The sequence below is a fragment of the Melioribacter sp. genome (genome assembly GCF_049325435.1).
In the GTDB taxonomy this organism is placed as follows: Bacteria; Bacteroidota; Ignavibacteria; order Ignavibacteriales; family Melioribacteraceae; genus Melioribacter; species Melioribacter roseus.
Genome location: NZ_JBMOLD010000012.1, coordinates 145,926 through 171,086 on the forward strand (window position 1 = coordinate 145,926; position 25,161 = coordinate 171,086).

The following is a 25,161-nucleotide window of genomic DNA, read 5'->3' on the forward strand; positions in this document are numbered from 1 at the left end:
TTTATTGATAGATTATAAACCTTGTCCGAACTGAAAATGGAAAATCCACTGCGGGTCTTTCCCGTCGACGCTTCTGCGGTCGAAGCCGTATCCGTAATCGAAGCCGATCAGTCCGATCGGATTAATTAAAATTCGGGCGCCGATGCCGACAGAGCGTTTCAAATCGAATAAATTCGTTTGTTTAATGTCGAAATATACATTACCCGCTTCGGCAAATGCCAAAAGATAAATAGGAATCGGCTCCAGCGCAAGAGCGGCTCTCAATTCCAATGTATTTTTAAACATAACTCTGCTGCCGATAATATTGCCTCCGCTGCTGACGACTCCAAGGCTTCTGTCTTCGTATCCGCGCAGCGGCACCGTGGCGATAATCATTCCGCTGCCGCCCATATAATAGAAATCGAACGGATTAATGTTTCTGTAATCGCCCAAATTATGAATGTATCCGAGCCGCAATCCGTTATAAAGAACTATTCTGTTCGTGTTAAAGAGCGATTTATACCAATCCGTGTTCAATTCCACTTTATAATAATCGACGTTTCCGGGTAAAATGGGACCGCCCGAGAGTTCCAAATTCAATGCAAATTTTGACCCGCGGGAAGGGAATATTGGATTGTCGATATCCGTACGGGATAAAACGGTACTCAGAGTGTATTGCCTGGTCAAACCTTCGGGATAGATTCCGGCTCCGTCAATAATGTTGTTGTACTGAAATTTAAAACCGCCTTGTATATAGAAATAATCATCGGGCCAAGTAAGGCGTCTTCCGACCCGGAATGAAATACCGGACTGCCGCATGTCGTAAACATAACGTTGGCGTGTGTCGTAAAGGTCGAAACCGACGGAAGTGGGCGTATCCATCAGCCACGGCTCGGTAAAACCGAGTGTAAATGTTCGGTAGAAATTTCCGACGCCAAACTGCCAGTTGAAATTCAGAATTTGACCGCCGCCCATCTGAAACGGCTCGGTAATCGAAAAGTTCGTTAGAGTAAATCCGATTGCGCCGCTGAATCCGAAAGCGCCGCTGTAGCCGACCGACGCATTTAAGTAATCGCTCGATTTTTCCTGTACCTTATAAATCAAATTTACAGTGCTGTCGTTTGCCGGTCGATAATCGAAACCCGATTTATATAGTTCTTCGGCGTTAAAGTATTGAAGGTTGGCTAATTGCTGCAGACTTCTCAATATTAGCGCGCGGCTGAAATAATTCCCCGGAATTGTATATAACTCGCGCCTGATTACTTTGTCCTTGGTTTTGTCGTTTCCCTGAATATCCACCTTGCCTATCTTAAATCGATTGCCTTCGTTGACCGTAATAATTATATCGACCGAATCTTCGGCAACTTTAACTTCTTTTGCCTGAAGATTGAATCCGAGATAACCGTTGTCCTGGTAGAGCGACGAAACGTCGGTTTGTTTTTCGTTATAATGCAGATTTGTGTTGAATTTTTCGTAATCGAAAATATCGCCTTTGCGAAAGTCCAGACGCGTCGAAAGAACGTTATCGCCGTAAACGGTATTGCCTTCCCAAACCAAATTTCGGACTTTATACTGAGGACCTTCGTAAACGTCGATGACAATGTGAAGGTCTTTCTTGTCGTTCGAGTAATATATCGAATCTTTTAGGATGACGAAATCGCGGTAACCGTTTTTCTGGTAGAATTTGGTAAGCAGCGTTTTGTCTTTTTCGTAGTCTTCCTTTTTGAAATTTCCCGAAGACCAGAATTTCCACCATTTTTTGATTTTGGTTTCTTCAAATTCGCTTATTAAATCGTCGTCGTCGAAAGCTTCGTTGCCGTTAAATACGATGCTTCGCACTTTGACTTCTTCGCCTTCGTCTATGTCGAGGACTACTAAAGTTCTGCGTTTGATTCTCTCTACGGAGTTAATCGAAACCGCTTTTTCCAGGTCGTACGCGGTTTCGTAAAAATCGTCGGGGTCGTCTCTGTTTTGCCAGGTAATAGTAATCTCGTCGTCGGAAGTATCGGCGTCGAAAAAGTTAAAATAGAGCGGTTTGATGCTGGCGTTTAAATGTCCTTCGTCGACGTAGAGATCGTAAATTTTTGTTATTATTTTTTGTACTTCCTGAGGTTTGAGAGTTTGTCCCCGGACTATAGTAATTACTTTGTTGATATCCGATTCGCTCAGTTCGTCGTTGCCTCGGATTTCAAACTTTTCGAGCCGGGGATATTCTTTAACAATAATTTTCAGAAAAATCCCATTGTCAATTTTCTTTTCGGTAATGATCTGCACGTCTTCAAAAATGCCGAATTTCCATAAATTCTGGATGGCATTGTTCGTTTGATCGCCCGGAATTGTAATATCGTCGCCCACTTTAAGACCGCTGCTTGCGATTATAGTATTCGGGTCGGCGGTATTGTTTCCTTCTACGGTTATACCCAAAATTTTATAGGTGTTTCTTTGATACTGAGGATAAATTAAGGACGACGTAATCGCCAGAATAAAGAGACTAAGCTTCAATAATTTTTTTGTTATCGCCATTATTATTTCTGTTAATATTAAATAAACCGTTATTTTTGATTTGCTCGCTTACCATACCGAATCTTCTTTCTCTCGATTGATAATCGGTAATGGCTTCGAGCAGATGCCTGCATCTGAAGTCGGGCCATAGAACTTTGGAAATGAAAATTTCCGAGTAAGCAATCTGCCATAACAAAAAGTTGCTGATGCGGAATTCGCCGCCGCTGCGAATCAACAAATCCGGGTCAGGCAAACCTGCGGTATTTAAATAATCGGATACCAGTTTTTCATCTAGTTCGTTTTTATCGACTTTTCCGTTTTCAACCTGCTCGATTATAGTCTTTATAGCTTGAACAAGTTCCCATCTGCCGCTGTAACTGAGAGCAAGATTGAGAGTCATTTTGGTGTTGCCGGCGGTTTTGGCAATTGCGTTGTCGAGTTCGTTTCTTACAATGTCCGGCAGAATGTCTTTATTTCCGATGGTAGTAAGACGAATATTGTTTTGATTGAGTTCGTCGGTTTCGGTCTGAAGACTTTTAACTATGAGCCTCATCAAAGTGGAGACTTCGTCTTTCGGGCGGCGCCAGTTTTCGGTCGAAAAAGTATAAAGCGTAAGGACGTCCACGCCGAGCGCTACGCAAGCTTCTACTACTAAACGAACTATCTCGACGCCCTTTCGATGACCTGCTACTCTAGGTAAATTTCTCTTCTTCGCCCATCTACCGTTGCCGTCCATAATAATGGCTATGTGCCGGGGAATGTTTCCTTTACTCTTGACCTCTTCGATAGCCTGAAGTTCTTTATTTGTCAGTTTTTTTCTCAAAACGGATTTTCAACCCCCAGTTTGAAATAAAAAATAATCGCAGTTTATACAATTATCAAGGTAAATAGTTATCATTTCATTTCTGTAATTTTGTAAAAAAGAGCAAAAGCAAAGATATTAATTTTTTAACGATATATCGACGCTAAATAAAATTTAATTTAAGAAGGGCAAAAGATATAAAAAAATTTTATTTTTGGTGCCTGAATAACGGCGCGTTCGTCTAGCGGTCCAGGACGCCGCCCTCTCAAGGCGGAGATCACGGGTTCGAATCCCGTACGCGCTACAAATGTTTTTCGAACAAATTATACCTTTATTCCTCTATCTTGTCAATCGAGGCGGAATGAAATCCGAGAAAAAAAGAGCCGAAAAAATTTTCCAGATTTTGAAAGAAGAATATCCGGAGGCAAAACCGGCTCTTAATTACAAAACTCCGTTTGAACTGCTGATTGCAACTATATTATCCGCGCAATGCACCGACGAACGAGTGAATATAGTTACCGATAAACTATTTAAAAAGTATAAAAAACCGGACGATTACATTAAAGTAAAGAGCGAAGAGCTCGAAAAGGATATTTATTCGACCGGCTTCTATAAACAGAAAGCAAAAAGCATAAAAAATTGCTGCAGGGAATTGATAGAGAAATACGGCGGCAAAGTGCCTGCCGATTTTGAAGCGCTGACCAAATTGCCCGGAGTCGGCAGAAAAACAGCCTCGGTGGTAGCCGGAAACGCTTTCGGTATTCCTTCGATTGCAGTCGACACCCATGTTATCAGATTGACAAATCTTCTCGGTTTTGTGGAGACGAGCGATCCAAAAAAAATTGAATTCAAGCTGAAAGAATTGTTGCCCGAAGATTTATGGATTGTTTCGTCGCACCTTTTAATGAGTCACGGTCGTAAAATCTGCATTGCGCGTCGTCCCAAGTGCGATGAATGTTCTATATCGAATTATTGCCCTTCGAAAAATAAAAATACGGTGACAAAATGAACGATAAAATGAGAGACAGAAATTATTGCCTCGATTTGTTGAAACAGTATACTAAAAGCGAAAGCCTGATAAAACACGCTTTGGCTGTGGAATCGTGCGTAAGGGCATATGCGGAAAAATTCGGCGAAGAGGCGGAGTACTGGGGCAACGTAGCCCTGCTGCACGATTTCGACTATGAAATGTATCCGACCGCCGAAGAACATCCTTACAAAGGAGCGGAAATTTTAAAGGACCTCGGTTTCGATGAGGAATTTGTAAATGCCATCCTTTCGCATGCCGATTATACGGGTGTCGAAAGGAATAGTCTATTGAAAAAAACATTGTATGCTTGCGACGAGCTTGCCGGATTTATCACGGCGGTTACGTATGTGCGCCCTTCTAAATCGATCGACGAGGTGGAAGTAAAATCGGTCTTGAAAAAAATGAAAGACAAAGCGTTTGCCCGAGCCGTCAACAGGGAAGATATTAAGAAAGGCGCCGAAGAATTGGGCGTTCCGCTTAACGAGCACATTCAGTTTTGTATCGAAGCGATGAAAAAAAACAAAGAAATTCTCGGTTTGTGAAATATTGTCCTCGATTTTTACACACTGAAAATATTTCATTTAAACTTGACAAGTTGATAATATCTTCCATAAATTTGACTTCAAAAATATCAGGGAGAAATATTATAGAGAATTTTCGCTACTTTAATTTTGTTGGCTTTTAATGTTTATCTAAAAAAATAAGTAATCTGATGAAAACAAAATTCTCTGTAATATTTCTCTTAATACTAACGTCGGTTATAACAGCTCAGGATATTCGTATTCTGAGTTCAACCCAATCAGAGTTTGTCTTCGATTACGTCCCCAATATAAAAGACACCAACTTTTTTGTTTATAACGGAAAAAATTACGTCTATCTGGACATCGAGGGAGCTTATATCGAAAACGAGAATTTTCCTGATTCAATACAGCTGCCCGTAAGAGAGTTCAAACTCGGAGTGGACGGCGAAACAGGGAATACGATTCAGGTTTTGTTTATCGAGGAAAGCCAGATAGAAGGAATTTATTCGTTTGATAAAACTCCGTCAGCTTTGCCGCGGCAAAACAAGAAGGAATATGTTACATTCGGCGAATACGGATTAATCAGAAATTTACCATTTCAGTCGTTTTTAATTTATCCCTTACGCGTCGACGGCGAAAACGGTATAACGCACGTGATAAAAAGAATGAGAGTGCGCATTAGCTTATCCTCTTCGAACCGTGAAAAAATTCCCGTCGAAGAATCCGTCTTGCAATATTCGGTACTAAACTGGAATGTGGCAAAAAATTGGGGAATCAATCGGAATCGTCTTTCCAAAGTAAACGTCCCTATTTTTTCGACCGGTAAATGGTACCGTTTCGAAGCAAACGAGGAAGGAATTTATAAAATTGATAAGTCGTTTCTCGAATCGATGGGAATTAATTTGTCCGAAGTAAATCCCAAAACGATTAAAATTTATTCTGTTAACGGGTATGCGCTGCCGGAAAATATCGACGACGAATCGATCGGCTTCAATGAAAATGCAATTTATGTAAAAGGCGAGGAAGACGAAGTATTTAACGAAGGCGATTATATTTTATTCTATTCTAGGGGAATTCAAGCATGGGAATACGACGAAAGCCGCCGCTCTATTCAGAGAATCAAAAATCCATTCACGAAAAAAAATTATTTCTGGCTTACTTTCGGCGGAAATCAAGGGAAAAGAATGCCGGCAAAATCTTCGCTCAACTCTTCCAATGTTTACATGCAAAACACTACTCCATCGTATGTTTTTAACGACAAAGACAGCGTCAAAATAGGGGCTTCGGGCAGAGAATATTTCGGAGATGTGTTTTCAGGCGCTCGCAGGGAAAGAGTTTATCTGAATACATTATACGGACTGGCGCCCGGTACGAAAATAAATTACAAATTCAGACTTATCAGTACGTCTTCGGAAGTTATCAGTTATTCCGTTAGGGAGAGCAACCAGCTGATCTATTCGGGTTCGATACCGCTGAATTCCAAGCTCTCATACACATACGGCACACAGAGCGCCGGGATGGCGTCTTATTCGAGCCAATTGACCGACAACAGGAGCAATCTGAAATTCACAATCAACACGAATATTTCTTCGGCAAGCGTTTATCTCGATTATTTCGAAATTGAATATCAAAGGTATCTGAAAGCTACGATGGATTACCTGATCTTCTTTTCGAAAGATACCAACGCGACTATTGAATACAGAATTACCGACTTTTCCAACAGCAATATATTTGCGTTCGATTTAACAGAACCATACTACGTTAAGATGATTACAGGAGCCTTTATTAGCGGCGGAGAATTCAGATTCCAGTCCCAAGAAAACGAAAACAGAATATCGAAATATATGGCAATAAATTCGTCCGCATTTAAGAGTCCGTCCGGAGGAGCTCAAATGACACCTGTTGATATTCTTAGCAATACTTCCGGCAGCCGGATGATTGTTATAACAAATAAATATTTCAAAGAACAAGCGGAAAAATACGCCGCTTACAGAAGCTCGGAATCGCCCGATCCTCTTTCTACTTCGATATATTACGTCGACGATATTATGAATCAGTTCAGCGGCGGCATGCTCGACCCGACTTCGATACGCGATTTTCTCAAATATGCGTACGACAATTGGCAAACCAAACCCGAATATGCGCTTTTCTTTGGCGACGGAGACTACGATTACTTGAATGTAGTGACCGAAGACTTAGACAAAAACTTTGTGCCGACTTATCAAACTGCTGAGTCTCTCAGCGAAATTAATTCATATTCAACCGACGATTATTACGCCAGGGTCTCCGGTCCCGACAGGGCGGTTGATCTGGCGACGGGCAGATTGGCTGTTCAATCCCAAACCGACGCCGAAGCGGTAATCGATAAAATTAGAAAATACGAGAACGAATCTTCTACCGGACCGTGGCGTTATCGAATAACAATGATTGCCGACGACGGACTTACCACCGACGGCGACGATACTTCATTGCATACGCGCCAGTCGGAAGAGCTGATACTGAGAAGAATATCAAAAGCCTACGATTTGAATAAGATTTATCTGGTGGCTTATCCTACCGTTCTTACTGGACTCGGCAGAAGAAAACCGGAAGTAAACAAAGCAATAATTAACGCATTCAATAACGGCACTTTGATTGCCAATTATATAGGCCATGGTAATCCCAACACATGGGCTCATGAATACGTATTCGAAAAAGCAACGACAATTCCACAGTTGAAAAATTCGGAGTTTTTCTTTTTGACGGCTGCTACGTGCGATTTCGGAAAATTCGACGATATGAGCGAACAGAGTTCTACCGAATTGATGGTCAATATGCCGGATGCGGGCGCAATCGGAATTTTTACAGCGGCGCGCGTTGTCTATGCGACTTCGAATGCGGCAATAAACGACACTTTTTACACGTATCTTTTCAAACGCACGCCGGACGGCAAACCTCTGAGAATAGGCGACGTTTTTATGCTAACGAAACAAAATCGTACTGCGATTAACGACCAGAAATTTCATCTGTTTTGCGATCCGGCATTGAGGCTCAAAATTCCCGCAGAAAGCGCTCGGGTCGATTCGGTTAACGGAGCTCCGGTGAATAAAACCGTCCAAATCAACGCGCTCGGAAATGTGAATATCAAAGGTTCCGTAAACGAAAATTCCGGTTCCGATTTCAACGGCGAAGCTATTATAAGCGTGTATGACTCGGAGCGAAAAGTATATTACCAGGAAATAAATTATACGGTGACAATGCCCGGAGGATTGATCTACAGAGGAAGGGCGTCTGTTGAAAACGGTAAGTACAACACCGAATTTATTGTGCCTAAAGACATTTCCTACGAAAATAAAAACGGTAAAATCACGGCTTACGTATTCAACGAAAAATACGACGCCGTCGGTTATACAAATAATGTTGTTGTAGGCGGAACAAATCCGAACGCGGTAAACGACGGCAAAGGTCCCGAAATTGAAGTCTACTTCGATAATGAAGAATTTGACAACGCTTATCTTGTTAATCCCGATTTTACTCTAATCGTCAAATTATTTGACGAAACTGGGCTGAATACTACCGGAACGGGCATCGGGCATAAACTCGAAGGCGTTCTCGATGGCGACGAAAACAACGCAATCGACTTTACGAATTATTTCGTGGGCGATTTGAACTCGGGCGGCAAATCGGGCGCGGTTAAATATAAATTTACTTCGCTTTCCGAAGGCGAACATAATATCAGAATAAAAGCGTGGGATGTTTTTAATAACTTTTCCGAAACCGAAGTCTATTTTACGGTTGTAAACGAGAGCGACGAATTGTATCTGAGAAATATTTATAATTATCCGAATCCGTTTTCCTCCTCGACAACTTTTACTTTCCAGCACAATGCAAACAACGCCATCGATGTTAAAATTAAAATATATACTGTGGCGGGAAGACTGATAAAAGAAATTGACGAATATTCGGTTATGGATCGATTTGTGAGAATCGATTGGGACGGCAGGGACGAGGACGGGAATTCATTGGCAAACGGAACTTACTTATATAAAATTGTAGCGCAAACTACCGACGGTTCTTTTAAGAAGAGCGCGCTCGGTAAGTTGTCGATAATAAGATAAAATTAATATAAATACTCAAGGAGGTATACTAAAATGAAAAGAATAATTTTGATTCCGATGATTATGTTGATGTTAGCGGGAATCGGTTCTGAAATAAAAGCGCAAGGCGAAGCTGCATTACCCTTCCTTTTGATTGCTCCCGATTCGAGAGCCGGCGGTATCGGCGAATCCGGTACCGGATTGGCTGATAATTCCGCTGCAATATTCTGGAATCCCGCCGGAATTGCTTTTTTAACCGGCTCGGAAGTCAGTTTTACTCACAGTAACTGGCTGCCGCAGTTCCATCTCGACTTGTTCTACGACTATGCTACTTATCGACAATATATAGAAGATTTGAACGGCAGTATTACGGCAAGCGTTACTTACATGAATTACGGAGAAATTGTTCGCACAGGCTCCGATTCGCCCGAACCGATCGGAACATTCAGATCGTTCGACGCGGCGCTTACAGTCGGTTATGCCACCAAGTTGAGCAACGACTGGGGACTCGGATTGAACTTCCGTTTAATTCACAGCCGATTGGCGGACAAACCGACCGAAGCCGAACAGGGTAAAGGCGTCGCAACCACAGTCAGCTTCGACGTCGGAGCTATGTGGCGTCCCGAGCATTTGAATCTGCCTCTGATCGGAGATATGAGCAACCGCCTGAGTATCGGTATGAATCTCAGCAATATCGGTCCGAAAATCTATTATATCGATCAGGCGCAGGCGGATCCGATACCTACAAATTTCAGACTCGGTTTTGCAACGCGGCTTTATCAGGACGATTTCAACTCAATAACAATGACGCTCGATTTCAGCAAATTATTGGTCGATAAGGGCGAAGCCTTTCGCGGCGAAGTCGACAGTAACGCTACTCCGAAACAACGGAAAGATTTTTACGAAGCGATTTTCACCGCATGGGCTGATCAGCCGTTGAGCGAGGAAATAAGAGATATTACAACCGCCATGGGTCTGGAATACTGGTACGGTCAACCGGGAGATTTTATGTTTGCCTTGAGAGCGGGATATTTTTATGAAGACCCGTCTTTCGGAAACAGAAAATTCGTTACTATCGGAGCGGGTATCAGATACGACATGTACGGATTCGATTTCAGTTATTTAACAACTGACGTATTCAAAGAAGGCGAAAATCATCCGCTCAATAATACATTACGCTTCACCATCTTTATCGGCTGGGGAGGCGTCCCTCAAACTCAATTAGGATTTCCCAGAGGTATTTAATCAATTATGAATAAATCAAATCTCAAGATATTTTTATGGCTGGGAATATTAATTCCCGGCCTTTTGTTTGCAGGCTCGCAGAGCGAAAAGAAATTTTCAATTACCCGGTCGCTCCCGAATAATTCGACTCAAAATGCGGCAATCGGCAAACTGAAGATTTTGGCCGTTATGGTGGAATTTCAGGAGGACAACGATGAATATACGTACGGAAACGGAAAGTTCGGTTCGGTCTATACGGAAGATTACGGCGATACGATAATCGATCCTCTGCCGCACGACCGCACTTATTTTGAGAATCACCTCGAGTTTGCAAAAAATTATTTTTATAAAGTTTCAGACGGTAAATTGAATATCGAATATACCGTTTTGCCGGAAATAATTACTGTATCCAAAACAATGCGCAACTATGCGCCGCCTTTGACCAATCCCGACGATCTGGGCGGGCTGGCTAATTTTGCGGGGGAAGTTTGGGATTTAGCCGATTCGGTTTATGCGGATCTCGACTTTTCTCAATACGATTTGTTCACGATTTTTCATGCCGGAGCGGGAGCGGCTTTTTATCCGACAGGGAAAATCGGTTACGAAAGAGATTTGCCTTCCGTATTCCTGGGGTTCAATACTCTTCAAAAATATCTGGGCAATGATTTCGCCGGGTTTACGGTCAAAAACGATTTTAATATACGGAACACTGTCATACTTCCTTCAACCGAATCGAAAGAAGTTCAATCTTTCGGTGAAAAATATCTTTATCAGATGTCCATTAACGGTTTGATAGTGTCGAATATCGGAAGCTATTTGGGATTGCCCGATTTATTCAATACCGAAACGGGAGTTACTGCTATCGACAGATTCGGTTTGATGGACGGGAACGCAATATTTGCTTACAGCGGTTTGTTCCCGCCGGAACCGTCTCCCTGGGAAAAAATATTCTTGGGTTGGGTAGAACCTGTAGTGTTGAACGCCAATGTCAATAATGTTCACATTGCGGCAAAACTTGCCGCTGCGGCGGGCGACACGGTTATCGTCAAAATTCCGATAAACGACCACGAATATTTTCTGGTAGAGAATAGACAACGCGACGTTAATAAAGACGGGATAACTCTTACTTATAAAATAGGCGACAACGTTTATACGTTTAATACGCAAAAAGACACCGGCAGATTCAGATTCGACAATGCCGATACGATGCGGGGCGTTGTTGTGGACGTTGACGAATTCGATTGGGCTGTGCCCGCCAATGGAATTGTTATTTGGCATATCGACGAAAAAATTATTAACGAAAAATATGCCGAAAACAGAGTTAATGCGGATTTGTACAACAAAGGCGTCGACATAGAAGAAGCCGACGGAATTCAGGATATCGGAGAATTGTTTAATACTGTTTTCGGCGAAGTATATGGTATTGCGGGCGAGGAAGATTTATGGTATAAAGGAAATAAAGCGCGCTTTTATAAAAACCGTTTCGGCAGCGATACAAAGCCGAACAGCAATTCCAATTCGGGCGCAAAGTCGTTCATTACTATCGACAATTTCTCGGAACCCGGAAATGTAATGACGTTCGACTTATTTATCGGCAACGATCGATTCCTTAAACTTGCAAATATACTTCTCGACGGAAACTATAAGTTTGTCGGAGGTTTGGACAATCTTCCGTACATTTTTCTTATTAACAATCACGACTTGATTATACGACATCTCGAATCGGAATATTCATTGGTGTTTCCGGAATTTTCGGAAGTGAGTCCTTCGATATTCTCAGCGTCCTCGAACTTTGTTGTAGTGGGAGCAAATAATAATCAGTTTAATAAGCTTACTTTGAGTTCCGCGCTTGACAGGGTTATTTCTCAAAACTCTTATAACTTTTCCGAGAACGAAGGTTCAAAGGTTATTACCCCGGTGACCTACAGAGGACTAAATTTCTATACTCTGATGGGGACGGATATTTCAAGATTTTTGAGATTGGATCATTTTACAGGCATATACCGCACATTTGATTTCAGTGAATACGGTAAAATTGTTCAGATTTCGGCATACCGCGATCAGAATGATTTTGCATTGATTACCGACGGAGGATATTTTATAACGGGTAAATTTCCCAACGACGTGAAAAATAGAGCGCTTAATTTAAGCGGAGTTCCCGTTAAATTAATCACGCTCTTGAAGCCGGACGGTAAAAACGAATTTATAGTTCTCAACGAAAATAACGGTTTCGACATAATTGCAGAGGGCGGAATTCGCAACAGCTTTGTGATTAATACTGCGGATACGATAAAAGATTTTGCAATTTACGTAAATCAAACGAACGGAACTTATTCGATTTTGGTTGTGGATAAGAACAAGGTCTTGTCTTTCAACAGCTTCGGCATTTTAAACGATAATTTTCCGATAACAGCGTCGTCGGAATTAAACGATTACATTTTAACAACAGATTTAAATAACGACGGGGTCTGGGATATTTTAGTTTCCTCTGTTGACGGAAATCTTTTTGCATGGGACGGAGCGAGCGGAGATTTATTACAGGGTTTTCCGATTTCTACCGGAGCTTCGCTCAAAGTTCCGCCGGTGTTATTTACAATCGACAATAGTCAGAGCTTAACTAACTTCAAATCCGGAATAATTTATGCGTCCGTCGATGCGGAAAATTATTTGAACTGCTGGTTTATTGCGACAGACAATCCTTCTTCCTACGGCTGGCATTCGGTGGCGGGCGATTTGTATAATTCTTATACGATTACATTGCCCGCGGAAAATATTATAGATGAATATTTCCCTGAAAGCAAAGCTTACAATTGGCCTAATCCGGTATACGGCAACGAAACTTATATAAGATATTTCGTAGCCGAAGATTCGGATGTCGAAGTGACAATATTGGACGCCGCCGGCGATTATGTGACGACGCTCAAAGGAACAGGACGCGGCGGATTCGACAATGAAATTCGGTGGGATGTTTCGGACGTTCCAAGCGGAGTTTATTTCGCGCGTATCAATGTTTCCTCGGCTGACAAAGCGGCCGCTAAATTAATCAAAATTGCAATCATCAAGTAGAAACCTTATGCGAAAATTATTCTTATTCTTTTTGTTGATACCGTATTTATTGACCGCTCAATTCAATGAATATAATCCCGAATACGATTGGTATACATTAAAAGGCGAACATGTATTTGTACATTACCACCCCGAAGCGGAAAGGACTGCCAGGACGGTTCTGAAAATAGCCGAAGAAGTTTGGGGCCCGATTACGTCATTATACGATTACGAACCCGAAACGGTTCATTTTGTAATTAAAGATATCGACGATTATTCCAACGGTGCGACGTATTTTTTCGACAATAAAATCGAAATATGGGCGTCCGCTCTCGATTTCGATTTGCGCGGCTCGCACAATTGGCTAAGAAACGTAATATCTCACGAATTTACTCATATGGTTCAAATTCAGGCTGCAATGAAAATCGGCAGAAGAGTGCCGGCAGTTTATCTTCAATTTATGAATTATGAAGATAAACGCCGTCCCGACATCTTATACGGTTTCCCGAATTTTATTGCCTCGTATCCGATTGCGACGGTAAACGTGCCGGCATGGTTTGCCGAAGGCACGGCTCAATATATGCGTAAAGAATTTAACTACGATAATTGGGATACGCACAGAGACATGATTTTGAGATGCTACGCTCTCGACGGGAAAATGCTTACGTGGAATCAAATGGGCGTATTCGGAAAAACTAGTCTTGGCAACGAATCCGTTTATAACGCCGGATTTGCTCTTACACGCTATATAGCGCAAAAGTACGGCGAGGATAAATTGGTGGAAATAAACGACCGATTGAAAGCGCTTACGAATTTTACTATCGACGCAGCCATTGAACAAACGCTCGGTATTTCAGGCAAACAACTCTATTCGGAATGGAGCGAATTCCTTAAGAAAGATTATAAAGAAAGAATTAATAATGTGCTCGAAAACCGTGTAGAAGGCGAATTAATTACTCCGGTAGGTTTCGGTAATTTTTATCCTTCATTCTCGGACGACGGTTCTAAAATGGTTTATGTGTCGAATAAGTACAGCGATTATTTCGGCGTTTCTTCAATTTATTTGTATGATTTCAAAACAAAGAAAGAAAAATTACTAGTGCCAATGGTTCGTTCCACGGCAGTTTTCATACCGGGCTCAAATAAAATAATTTATGCAAAATTGAGCGACGATAATCCCCGCTGGAATAATATTCACGACTTGTATCTATATGATCTCGACGAAGAAGAATCGACCCGGCTTACGCACGGCCTAAGAGCGAACAATCCGAACGTTTCTCACGACGGTTCTAAAATCGTATTCCTCTTCCAAAAGGACGGCACAACCAATATCGGCACTGTCGACATCAACGGAAAGAATTTTAAACAATTGACGTTTTTCAATAACGGCGAACAGGTTTACAATCCCAAATTCTCGCCTGACGATTCATACATAGTCTTCGGTTACTCTCTTAAAAATACGAGGGAAATTGCACGGGTGGATACAAACGGAACCGGATACGATATTATAATTCAAAATGGTTACGACAACCGCGACCCCGTTTTTGACAGTAACGGCAATCTGATTTTCGCCTCGGATATGACAGGCATTTTCAACCTTTATCGATACGATTTTGAAACCCAAAAAACAACCAGAATATCGAATGTGGTAGGCGGAGCTTTTCAGCCGGATATCGACGGAGAAGGAAATGTTATTTATGCCGGGTATACTTCCGACGGATTTAAGATATTCCTTCTGGATAAAGAAAGTCAGTCAAAAGTAGACGACGACAAAAAATACGTATGGATTGGAAATCCCCCTTTGGGGAACGACAAACCGAAAGGCGATTTGGCTCGATTCAATATAGAAAGGTTGAAGAATTACAACGATTACGAACTGCCGGACGTAAAACCGTCCAGATACTCGGGCTATTTTTCGCGTTTCAGCATTATACCGTTTATACGTTACGATAATTATATTACTTCGAACAGTTTTGCAGACAGAATAAAACCGGGTATTTACGCTGCTTCGAGCGACTATTTGAACAGATTCAGTATATTCGGCGGAGGCGCAATCAACAAAAAATTCGAACGAGATTTGTTCCTCTCGTTTGAGTACAGAGATAAGCTACCGTTGTTGTTTAATCTGGGACTTAAACCAGAAGTCGGCATAGAGCTTTACAGCGTAAGCCGAAAAACAAATACGGATATAATCTTCGACTCGCTCGATACCTCGTTGAGAACGAGTACTGATGTAACCTATAATTTATTCGAAGCCGATTTCTTCGCGCGTCAGAAAATTATTACAGCGGGAAATATGTTGGAGTTCAGATACGTCTACAGCAGTTACACAGCCACTCTGGAAGCGTTTATATTTCCGAATACGAGTCTGCTCTATCCTTCGACAAACGATACCTATTATATAGGCAACGATTTCCAATTGAAATTCAGCCACGACGGAATAATTCCGACAAAAGATGCGGATATAAATCCGGTCGGAAGAAAAATAGAGCTTAAATACGATTATGAATTTAACCGCTATAACCCGGACGGAACGTATGAAGTGGCGGACGGCATATTGAAACCGGTCTACAAAAACTACAATTTCCAAAGAATCGAATTAAACTGGAAAGAATATATGCGCGTCTACATGGAACATACTCTCACGGCTCAAATACGAGCGGGGAGTATTCTGGGACCCGATGTGCCGGAGTTCTTCGATTTTTATCTGGGCGGTTTGATCGGCATGAAAAGTTATCCGTTCTATGCTGTCAGCGGCAATGAAGTCGCATGGATAAATCTTACATACCGCTTCCCGCTCTTTAAGGATATCGATACGCGGCTGGGTCATCTATATGTCGACAAGATTTACATGTCGGTTTATGCCGATTTCGGCAATGCGTGGAACGGCAATAGCGTTAAACTGAACGACTTTAAAAAGGGAGCGGGACTCGAACTTAGAATAAAAATGAACTCGTTCTACCTTTTCCCGACGAGTCTCTTTTTAAATGCCGCATATTCGTTCGACAGATTCACCAGAACGATTCTTAATGAAAATGTTACTTACGGGAAGGAATGGAATTTTTACGGCGGTATATTGTTCGATTTTAATTTCTAAACGGGTATGAAAATGAAGAAAATAATATTGATATTGTTTATTGCCGGCGCCGTTGGAGCTCAGTCAAAATTGACCGGCAAATTATATCTCGATTCCGGGATTTCTTTCAAAGAGACTTCGGTTGAATTTGACGACTATGTAGTATCCGCGCAAAAGAAGAAAGCTCCTTTTACCGCTGCGCTCCTTTCGTTTGCCGTTCCTGGAGCCGGACAATTTTATTCCGAGAGCTATTTGAAGAGCGCGCTTTTTGTGGCTGTGGAAGCCGCGGCAATTACGGTAGGCTTGATATACGACAAAAAAGGAGACGACCAGACGATTAGATTTCAGAATTTTGCCGACGAACATTGGGACGTAGCGCGTTATGCAAGATGGACTATTGTTCACGCAAACGAAATCAATCCCTCAATCGATCCGTCTAATTATTTTGTGTTTAATCCGGACGGCACTGTGAATTGGAAAGAATTGAATAAATTGGAAAATGCATTGGGCGGGTATTATTCACACCGTCTTGCGCCGTACGGAGATCAGCAGTATTACGAAATGATCGGCAAGTATCCTCAATTCAATGTGGGCTGGGACGATTTCGGCGATGAAAATACGCCTTATAAGTACGGCGATCCGCTTACTGAAAATTTCATTTTTTATTCAAAAGAACGCGGAAAAGCCAACGATTTCTATAACGTGGCTTATAAAGCCGTTCTCGTTATTTTTACGAATCACATAATAAGCGCCATCGACGCTGCGCTTACGGCTCACAGCTTTAATAAAAATATTAAGGTCAATGCGGAACTAAATAAAATTAATGTCGGTTATAGAACTTTCTATTATCCTCAATTAAATTTGCAATATAATTTTTAATATACCTGATAAAATATGAATGAACCGGTAATTGTAATAGTAGGTCGTCCGAACGTAGGAAAGTCGACGCTTTTTAACAGATTGACCAGAAGTAAAACTTCGATAGTAGACGACGCGCCCGGAGTGACGCGCGACCGTATTTACGGCGAAGCCGAATGGAACGGCAAGAAATTTCGAGTTATCGATACGGGCGGATTGGTGCCGAATTCTCAAGACCTGTTTGAAGCGGCTATCAAAGAACAGGTGGAAATAGCTTTCCAGGAAGCCGATGCAATTTTCTTTGTCGTTGACGGCAAAAGCGGCCTGACTCCGCTCGATATTGAAATCGCTCAAAATCTCCGCAAGTTTACAAAACCGAATTTTTTACTCGTGAATAAGGCGGACAGCCCCGAACTCGAAATTATTAAAAACGATTTCTACAGACTCGGTATCGAAAAAATTTACGATATTTCAGCCATTAACGGAAGAAACCTGGGTGATTTGCTCGACGATTTAATCGAAAGTCTCGATTTTTCAAATGTAACTGATAAACCCGACCCTCGTTTGCGACTCTCGATTATAGGTAAGCCCAACGTGGGAAAATCGTCCCTTGTAAATTCGCTGCTTGGCTACGACCGTTCGATCGTTACTGACATTCCCGGAACTACGAGGGACAGCATCGATTCCGTTCTGAAATATTACGGACAGGAAATCATTCTTGTCGATACAGCCGGATTGAGAAGAAAATCGAAAATAAAAGAAAACGTGGAATTCTTTTCGAACGTGCGCACTTTCAAAGCTCTATGGAACAGCGACGTGGCGGTGTTACTCATCGACGCTCAACTCGGAATTGAAAATCAGGATCAAAGGATTATACAGGAAGCGGTTCGAAGGCGTAAAGGATTGATTATTGCCATCAATAAATGGGACCTTATCGCAAAAGATACCAACACGGCTAAGGTTTTTGAAGAGGCTGTCCGCAGAGAACTAGGGACGCTCGATTATGTGCCAGTCATTACAATCTCGGCATTGACAAAGCAAAGAATTTATAAACTGATCGACCTGGCGCTCAAAATCCATGACGAACGAAAGAAAAAAATTCCAACGAATCAGTTGAATGAAATACTCCTTCCGGAAATTCAAAAAACTCCACCCCCTGCCACTCCGACGGGTAAAGAAGTTAAAATAAAATATATTACTCAGGTGGGCGACCACTACCCGATTTTCCTTTTCTTTGCAAACGAACACAAATATGTTCCCGAACACTATAAACGTTTTCTGGAAAGATTGATTCGAAAGCATTTCGGTTTCGAAGGCGTCCCGATGACAATCAGCATAAAGGATAAATAATAAATTTACACGCCGTAGCATACCCAAAACATGCCGGAATTGTTTATATTTATCTGAGATAATTTGCAGGTTATGTTTTGTACTCGCCAAAAAATATCGTTATTATAGGAGGTAACGCCGCAGGACCGGCTGCCGCTGCAAAGGCTAAACGAGTTAACCCGGATTCAAATGTAATATTATTTGAAGCTGGCCGTTTCATTTCGACCGGCACGTGCGAACTGCCTTATGCTCTTTCGGGCGAAATTTCCGACGCAATGAAATTGGTGTTTTTCGATTCGGAAAGCTTCGAACAAAAAAAAGGCGTTAAAGTTTATGTCGACCATCTTGTCGAAAAAATCGACAGACGCCGAAAAACCGTTACCGTTTTAAATAAAGCTTCTAATCAAAAAATTGAATATCCATACGACAGATTAATTCTTACAACGGGTTCTAAACCGGTATACATCCCGAAATTCGATAAATCGCTCGACAATCTCTTCACATTGAAAAGCGTATCCGACTTAATTAAACTGGATAAATTTTTAAGCAATAACAGCCAGATAAGAAACGTTGCCGTTATTGGAGCCGGTTATATCGGATTGGAAACGGCCGAAGCATTCAGAAAAAAAGGTTTTGCAGTCAAACTATTTGAAAGAGAAAATTTACCGTTGCCCAATTCTGGCGTTGAAATCGGCAATATTATAGCGGAAATCCTGAAAGAAAACAATATCGAATTTTACGGACAGGCTGTTGATATCGAACCGGTTATAAAGGACAATACGGTAAAGGCAATAAAACATCAGGGCTGGACTATCGAAGTCGATATGGTATTGCTTGCCGCGGGCGTAAAACCTAATAACAATCTGGCTGCGGCTGCGGGACTGACACTGGGCGAATTCGGAGGATTGAAAGTCGATTCGCGCTGCAAGACCTCGGACCCGAACATTTTTGCCGCGGGCGACAATATCGAAGTTAAAAACAGTATTACGAACAGATACGATTATATACCCCTTGCGACAATCGCCAGGGACTACGGTCATATTGCAGGCGAAAATGCAGCCGGCGGGAATGCTATAGCGCGCGGCATTGTTCCGAACGTCGCCTTGAAACTTTTCGATTACTATATTGCCACAGTAGGAATCAACCGCGCTAAAGCGCGTAAATATAATCTTAATGTCGAATCCGTTTATGCCACGGCTCCCAATCTTGTAAAGGTTATGCCCGGCAGCCGGAACGGCTTCGGTAAAATATTATTCGATAAGTATACCGGCAATATTTTCGGAGCTCAGTTTATCGGCGGAAAAGAAGTTGCAGGACATGCGGATATCGTTTCCGTTTTTATTAATAATAAAATACCTGTATATAAATTGAGCGATATCGATTATAATTACACGCCGCCGCTGTCTCCGTTTATAAATATATTGTCGATTTTGGGAAGAAAAGCAAAAGAGGTAAAAAAATGAACAATCTTACCGTAGTGGATAATCCACTGGTAAAAAGAGATATAACGGTCCTTCGTAATAAAGATACAAGACCTGCGGATTTCCGCGCCGCTCTGGGCAGAATTTCTTATTCCATTGCAGTTGAAATTTCTAAAAATTTTCAATTGAACGAAATCGAAGTGGTCACGCCTCTGGAGACGACAATCGGTTATGAATTGCAAAAGCAGGTCGTTCTGGTGCCGGTATTGCGCGCAGGACTCAGTATGGTCAATTCTTTTCTGGATATGATACCAGAGGCTAAAGTGGGACACATCGGTTTGCAGCGCAACGAAAAAACTTTAATGCCAGAAGATTATTATTATAAAACTCCGAAGGACATTGGCAGCTCCGTTACAATAGTTCTCGATCCGATGCTTGCCACCGGAGGAAGCGCCGCGGCGGCTTTCAAATATTTGAAAGAACGGGGCGCCGGCGAATCTTACCTTGCGTGTCTGATAGCAGCGCCGGAAGGCGTAAAAAAAATGTATGACGAACATCCCGACATAAAAATTTATACGGCAGCATTGGACAGGGAATTGAACGAGGTCGGCTATATCGTTCCGGGTTTGGGAGACGCCGGCGACAGAACGTTCGGCACTTTCTGAAGAACTTATACGGCGCTGAATCTGTATAACGTTTTGACAATTGTTTTTTATCGATATTTTCGCTTTATTTAAGTAAAACTTTGCTTAACATGGAAACGGTAATCGGAATTAAACATAAAAAAATGCTCGACGAGCTTCTTGAAGTTTGCCGAAAAAATTTACGGGTAGTAAACGAAGCTCTTATCGAAAAAGCATTTCATTTGAGCTACGAGTCGCATAAAAACGACTTTCGAGCTTCCGGTGAACCGTATTTCAATCATCCCTACGAAGTGGCAATGATTCTTGCCAGAGAAATTCCGCTCGACGACATATCGATAGTCGGGGCGTTGCTGCATGACGTGGTTGAAGATTCCGACATAAACATCGAATTTATTGAAAGAGAATTCGGACAGGAAGTTGCAGAGATTGTCGACGGCGTTACGAAAATAGGCGGAGTGTTTAAGGAACAGGAAATTGTCAAAGCCGAAAATTACAGAAAGCTCTTGCTCTCTATGGTAAAAGATGTGCGCGTAATTCTGGTTAAATTTGCCGACCGCCTCCATAACATGCGCACGCTCGAATTTGTAAGCCCTCAAAAACAACGCCGCATTGCGAAAGAGACGCTCGAAATTTATGCGCCCTTTGCCCACAGATTCGGTCTCGGCGCCATTAAATGGGAAATGGAAGACCTGGCATTCAAGTATCTCAACAGAGAAGCTTATGACAGTATTGCTCAAAAAATTTCGGATACGCGAAAGGAAAGAGAGGCTTTTCTGAACAAAGTTATTAAGCCTGTATCAGAAAAACTGAAAGAATATAACCTGAAATTCGAAATAAGCGGAAGACCCAAACATCTCTACAGTATCTACAGAAAAATGGTAACTCAGAATCTTCCGTTCGAACAAATATATGACAAGCTTGCTATCAGAATTATTCTGGAAAACGACGATAAAAACAGTTGTTATCTCGTGCTTGGAATTGTGAACGAGCTTTTCAAACCGATACCCGACCGTTTTAAGGATTTTATTTCGATTCCGAAAAAGAACAACTATCAATCGATTCATACTACCGTTATCGGTCCGGAAGGTAGACTCGTAGAGGTTCAGATTCGAACGCGTAAGATGCATGAAATTGCCGAACGCGGCGTGGCTGCTCACTGGAAATACAAAGAGAATATTACTAGCGCCGACAAAGAACTCGAAGAATGGGTAAGCTGGGTAAGGGATATTTTCGAAAACGCTTCCAAAGACGAGGCTACCAAAGAAATACTCGCAAGTTTTAAACTGAATCTTTATCAGGACGAAATTTATGTTTTTACTCCAAAAGGAGAACTCAAAAGGCTGCCTATCAATTCCACTCCGGTCGATTTCGCTTATGAGATTCACAGTAACGTGGGCAACCACTGTATAGGCGCTAAAGTCAACGGCAAAATTGTTCCATTGAATACAATTCTCCACAGCGGCGACCAGGTCGAAATCATCACTTCAAAAAATCAGCATCCTAACAAAAGCTGGTTGCAGTTTGTCAAAACGCATAAAGCCAAAAGTCATATTCGCAGATACCTGAATAAAGAAGAAGAACGGATAATCGAAAACGGTAAGGAGATATTCGAGAAAAAAGTCAAAAAATATAAACTCGCCCTGACTCCCGACGATTTAGTTAAGCTTTCGAAAAAGCTCAAATTCGACAACGTCAAAAGCTTTTATAAAGCGATTGCCTCAAACAACGTAGACCTCGACCGGATTTTGAATCCTGCGCTCAACGTACAGGCTCAGGAGAGCCAGAAAGAAAGCGGCGAACTTGAGTTCGATCGTTTTGTCGATATAGCGCGCCATACTGCCGGCGGTGTAATCGTTGAAGGCGAACAGAAAGGTCTGTCGATAAGTTATGCAAAGTGTTGCAATCCGATTCCCGGCGACCCGATAATCGGTTATGTTACAATCGGCGAGGGAATTAAAGTGCACCGTAAAGATTGCAAAAACCTGATTAATATGTTAAAGAGCAACGAAGAAAGGGTAGTGCCGGTTAACTGGCCTAAAACCGACGGCTCTTACTTTGTTGCGGGCATTATCATAAAAGGCGAAGATATGCCCGGTATTCTGAAAGATATTTCGAATAGTATTACGACTTTTGAAAACACTAATATTAAATCGGTCAATTTCAGCACTGCCGATTCGATGTTTAAAGGAACAATCACCGTTTATGTAAGGGATCTGAATCACCTTAATAAACTGATAGAGCGACTCAAAAAGAACAAAGGCGTCTACTCCGTAGAACGGTTTGACGCCGACAATCAATAATATGTCTGTCACTGAATCCCGGATAATGTCTCTCGATTACGGCGAAAAGCGCGTGGGCGTTGCAGTTACCGATCCGCTCAATATTTTTGCATATCCCGTAACAACTCTCGACAACGACTCCAATCTGATAGCTAATATTTTGAAATTGATAGACGAGTATAACGTAATTAAAATTATTATCGGTAATCCGTTAAAAGAGAACGGCGAAGAATCGAAAGTTTCCTTGATAGTTAAAGATTTTTCCCGGAAGCTTCGCAATGCCTGCGGAATAGAAATTGAATTGGTAGACGAAAGATACACTTCGCATATGGCGCAGAGGAGAATAATCGAAAGCGTGCCGACTAAAAAAAAGAGAAAAGACAAAGGATTGATCGACAAGAATGCCGCGGCGATTATGCTGGAAGATTATCTCAGAAAAAAATCAAATTGACATTTTTAGTTATATAAGCTATTTTGATGTCGAAATTTAAACACAATATGGAGCCCTCATATGACACTCGATGCACTTGGCATGATCGAAACCAAAGGATTGGTAGGAGCCATTGAAGCAGCCGACGCTATGGTAAAAGCTGCCAAAGTGGAATTAATCGGAAAAGAAACTATCGGCGGCGGTTATGTAACCGTTATGGTGCGCGGCGACGTTGGAGCCGTTAAAGCAGCTACGGACGCAGGCGCGGCAGCCGCTCAACGCGTCGGTGAATTGGTTTCGGTTCACGTAATTCCTCGTCCTCATACAGATGTGGAATTGATTCTTCCCAAACGTTCCAAGTAATTGAATTATGCAATTGGCTTTAGGGTTGATTGAAACCAGGGGCTTGGTGGCTGCTATCGAAGCGGCAGACGCTATGCTCAAGGCAGCCAATGTTAAATTGCTCCGTAAAGAAAAAGTAAAAGCGGGACTGGTTACAGTTGAAATTATCGGAGAAGTTGCCGCAGTTAAAGCGGCCGTGGACGCAGGCGCAGCCGCCGCTCAACGCGTGGGAGAACTGGTGTCGGTTCATGTAATCCCGAGACCCGACGAACAAATCGATATACTGCTAAAACCGGACGACGAAAAAACAACGCCAAAACCCGAAAAACCTATCGAACAACCGGTAAAAGAAAAATCAGATAATCCGGATGCCGTTCACAAACATCTGGAATCGTTAAAACATGAAGCTATAAAAGAACTCGAAAACGAGGAACCGGAAGAGGACGATTTTTTCGGAAACGGAGATATAACCGAAGTGCCGCCCTTGGAAGAATTGTCGAAATTAAACGTGCACAAACTGAGAAGATTGGCTCGCGCTTTCCCTAATTTCCCGATAAAAGGAAGGGAAATTTCGAAAGCCAACAGAGAAACTTTAATCGAGTTGTTCAACACTCTCAGAGGTTAATTGAGACTCCAAATTTATTTATGAAAAAAGGCTTTTGATAAAGCCTTTTTTTATATTTAAACCATGAAGAACAAACTTTTACCGATTATCTCCGTAGTTATAATTTCAATTGTGCTATGGGGTTCAATCGCCCTTTCGGAAGATTATATCTGCGGCATCAACGCTCCCGTTGAACTTTCGGACCTTCCGCAACAATATGCCCCGTTTTTTTTGTCGGGCGAGTCCGTTTATGTTCGCTTAAAAGGCAAAGGGTGGGAATTGGCAAAAATTTGTATGGGCGGAGAACATAAATTTTATGTTTCGTCTCCGCAAAGCAAAGGCAGACATACGATGAATTTGAAAAACGAATTTGAAAACAATCCCTGGATCGGTTCGTCGGTATCTGTCGTTGAAATAATCCCTTCGGAAATAAAATTGAGGATTGAAGACAGGGTAACTAAAAAAGCGCCCGTAGAGAAAAATTTCAAAATAAGCTTCGCGCAAGGATTCGGGCTGGCGTCGGAAGTGGAATTTATTCCTGATTCTGTAGTAGTTTCCGGTCCCGAATCGATTTTGAAGAATGTCGAATCCGTAAAAACCGATACGATAAAATTCGAAAATGTCAACGAATCCCAGGAAGGGGAAGTAGACCTGCTTTTAGTAAACGGCATCGAATACTCGACGGACAGATGCAAATTCAAATTCGACGTTGAAAAAATTATCGTACTCGAATTCAAGGATATTCCGGTAAAGATTTTGAACACGCCGCCGGACAAAGAATTGCTGATATTTCCCGTTAAAATTAATGTTATACTGAGAGGCGGCTTGAATAAACTCGGAAGACTTTCCAAAGAAGATATAAAAGTGTTCGCCGATTACAGAGACGCGCTTGGGGATGATGAAGAAATGCTCGTTCCGCGTATTATCATTCCTAAATATACCGAATTGGTCGGCGCTGTTCCTTCTAAATTAAAATATATCATCAGAGAGAGATAGCTT

The 25,161-nt window shown here is 42.0% G+C and carries 17 protein-coding genes and 1 tRNA gene; 16 read left to right on the forward strand and 2 right to left on the reverse strand.

Annotated elements, in window-relative coordinates:
* Positions 1–12: 12 nt before the first annotated feature.
* Together bamA and ACOYVE_RS08725 are read right to left on the reverse strand one after the other, a co-directional pair.
* A complete protein-coding gene (bamA, locus tag ACOYVE_RS08720; RefSeq protein WP_081489497.1) occupies positions 13–2,502 on the reverse strand; it encodes an outer membrane protein assembly factor BamA in 2,490 nt (829 codons plus the stop codon).
* Positions 2,471–3,304, reverse strand: coding sequence for an isoprenyl transferase (locus ACOYVE_RS08725; protein WP_014856550.1), 834 nt, complete (start codon positions 3,302–3,304; stop codon positions 2,471–2,473). The genes bamA and ACOYVE_RS08725 overlap by 32 nt, the downstream gene beginning before the upstream one ends.
* 209 nt (positions 3,305–3,513) lie before the next feature.
* On the opposite strand from ACOYVE_RS08725, the gene ACOYVE_RS08730 reads away from it, so the two are divergent.
* The 16 genes from ACOYVE_RS08730 to ACOYVE_RS08805 all read left to right on the forward strand — a co-directional run bounded on the left by ACOYVE_RS08730 (position 3,514) and on the right by ACOYVE_RS08805 (position 25,158).
* Positions 3,514–3,587: transfer RNA gene (locus tag ACOYVE_RS08730), tRNA-Glu, on the forward strand.
* A gap of 57 nt (positions 3,588–3,644) precedes the next feature.
* Entirely contained in the window at positions 3,645–4,292 is a 648-nt protein-coding gene (nth, locus tag ACOYVE_RS08735) for an endonuclease III (RefSeq protein ID WP_041356502.1), read from the forward strand.
* A complete protein-coding gene (locus tag ACOYVE_RS08740) occupies positions 4,289–4,855 on the forward strand; it encodes an HDIG domain-containing metalloprotein (RefSeq protein WP_422881565.1) in 567 nt (188 codons plus the stop codon). The genes nth and ACOYVE_RS08740 overlap by 4 nt, the downstream gene beginning before the upstream one ends.
* Before the next feature lie 170 nt (positions 4,856–5,025).
* Complete coding sequence (gene porU, locus ACOYVE_RS08745) at positions 5,026–8,931, forward strand: type IX secretion system sortase PorU (RefSeq protein WP_014856552.1); 3,906 nt, start codon at positions 5,026–5,028, stop codon at positions 8,929–8,931.
* A 33-nt stretch (positions 8,932–8,964) separates the two neighbouring features.
* Entirely contained in the window at positions 8,965–10,155 is a 1,191-nt protein-coding gene (porV, locus tag ACOYVE_RS08750) for a type IX secretion system outer membrane channel protein PorV (protein ID WP_014856553.1), read from the forward strand.
* Positions 10,156–10,161: 6 nt separating this feature from the next.
* Positions 10,162–13,200, forward strand: a complete 3,039-nt coding sequence (locus ACOYVE_RS08755; protein ID WP_014856554.1) for a T9SS type A sorting domain-containing protein — start codon at positions 10,162–10,164, stop codon at positions 13,198–13,200.
* A gap of 7 nt (positions 13,201–13,207) precedes the next feature.
* A complete protein-coding gene (locus ACOYVE_RS08760; protein WP_014856555.1) occupies positions 13,208–16,276 on the forward strand; it encodes a PD40 domain-containing protein in 3,069 nt (1,022 codons plus the stop codon).
* 12 nt (positions 16,277–16,288) lie between these two features.
* Positions 16,289–17,134, forward strand: a complete 846-nt coding sequence (locus ACOYVE_RS08765; protein ID WP_014856556.1) for a hypothetical protein — start codon at positions 16,289–16,291, stop codon at positions 17,132–17,134.
* A gap of 15 nt (positions 17,135–17,149) precedes the next feature.
* Positions 17,150–18,463 (forward strand): ribosome biogenesis GTPase Der, encoded by a 1,314-nt coding sequence (gene der, locus ACOYVE_RS08770; protein WP_422881567.1) that lies wholly within the window; start codon positions 17,150–17,152, stop codon positions 18,461–18,463.
* Positions 18,464–18,540: 77 nt separating this feature from the next.
* Positions 18,541–19,905, forward strand: a complete 1,365-nt coding sequence (locus tag ACOYVE_RS08775) for an FAD-dependent oxidoreductase (protein ID WP_422881569.1) — start codon at positions 18,541–18,543, stop codon at positions 19,903–19,905.
* Positions 19,902–20,528 carry a uracil phosphoribosyltransferase gene (gene upp / locus ACOYVE_RS08780; protein WP_014856559.1) on the forward strand — a complete coding sequence of 209 codons (627 nt, stop codon included), beginning with the start codon at positions 19,902–19,904 and terminating at the stop codon, positions 20,526–20,528. The genes ACOYVE_RS08775 and upp overlap by 4 nt, the downstream gene beginning before the upstream one ends.
* A gap of 89 nt (positions 20,529–20,617) precedes the next feature.
* Positions 20,618–22,807 (forward strand): RelA/SpoT family protein, encoded by a 2,190-nt coding sequence (locus tag ACOYVE_RS08785; protein WP_014856560.1) that lies wholly within the window; start codon positions 20,618–20,620, stop codon positions 22,805–22,807.
* Positions 22,808–22,832: 25 nt separating this feature from the next.
* The gene (ruvX, locus tag ACOYVE_RS08790; protein WP_014856561.1) at positions 22,833–23,237 is read left to right on the forward strand and encodes a Holliday junction resolvase RuvX; all 405 of its coding nucleotides are present in this window, start codon (positions 22,833–22,835) and stop codon (positions 23,235–23,237) included.
* Positions 23,238–23,297: 60 nt separating this feature from the next.
* On the forward strand, positions 23,298–23,579 hold the full coding sequence (gene eutM, locus ACOYVE_RS08795; protein WP_014856562.1) for an ethanolamine utilization microcompartment protein EutM: 282 nt from the start codon (positions 23,298–23,300) through the stop codon (positions 23,577–23,579).
* A 7-nt stretch (positions 23,580–23,586) separates the two neighbouring features.
* Positions 23,587–24,183, forward strand: coding sequence for a BMC domain-containing protein (locus tag ACOYVE_RS08800; protein WP_014856563.1), 597 nt, complete (start codon positions 23,587–23,589; stop codon positions 24,181–24,183).
* Between the two features lie 63 nt (positions 24,184–24,246).
* Complete coding sequence (locus ACOYVE_RS08805; RefSeq protein ID WP_014856564.1) at positions 24,247–25,158, forward strand: CdaR family protein; 912 nt, start codon at positions 24,247–24,249, stop codon at positions 25,156–25,158.
* The last annotated feature ends 3 nt before the right edge of the window (positions 25,159–25,161 follow it).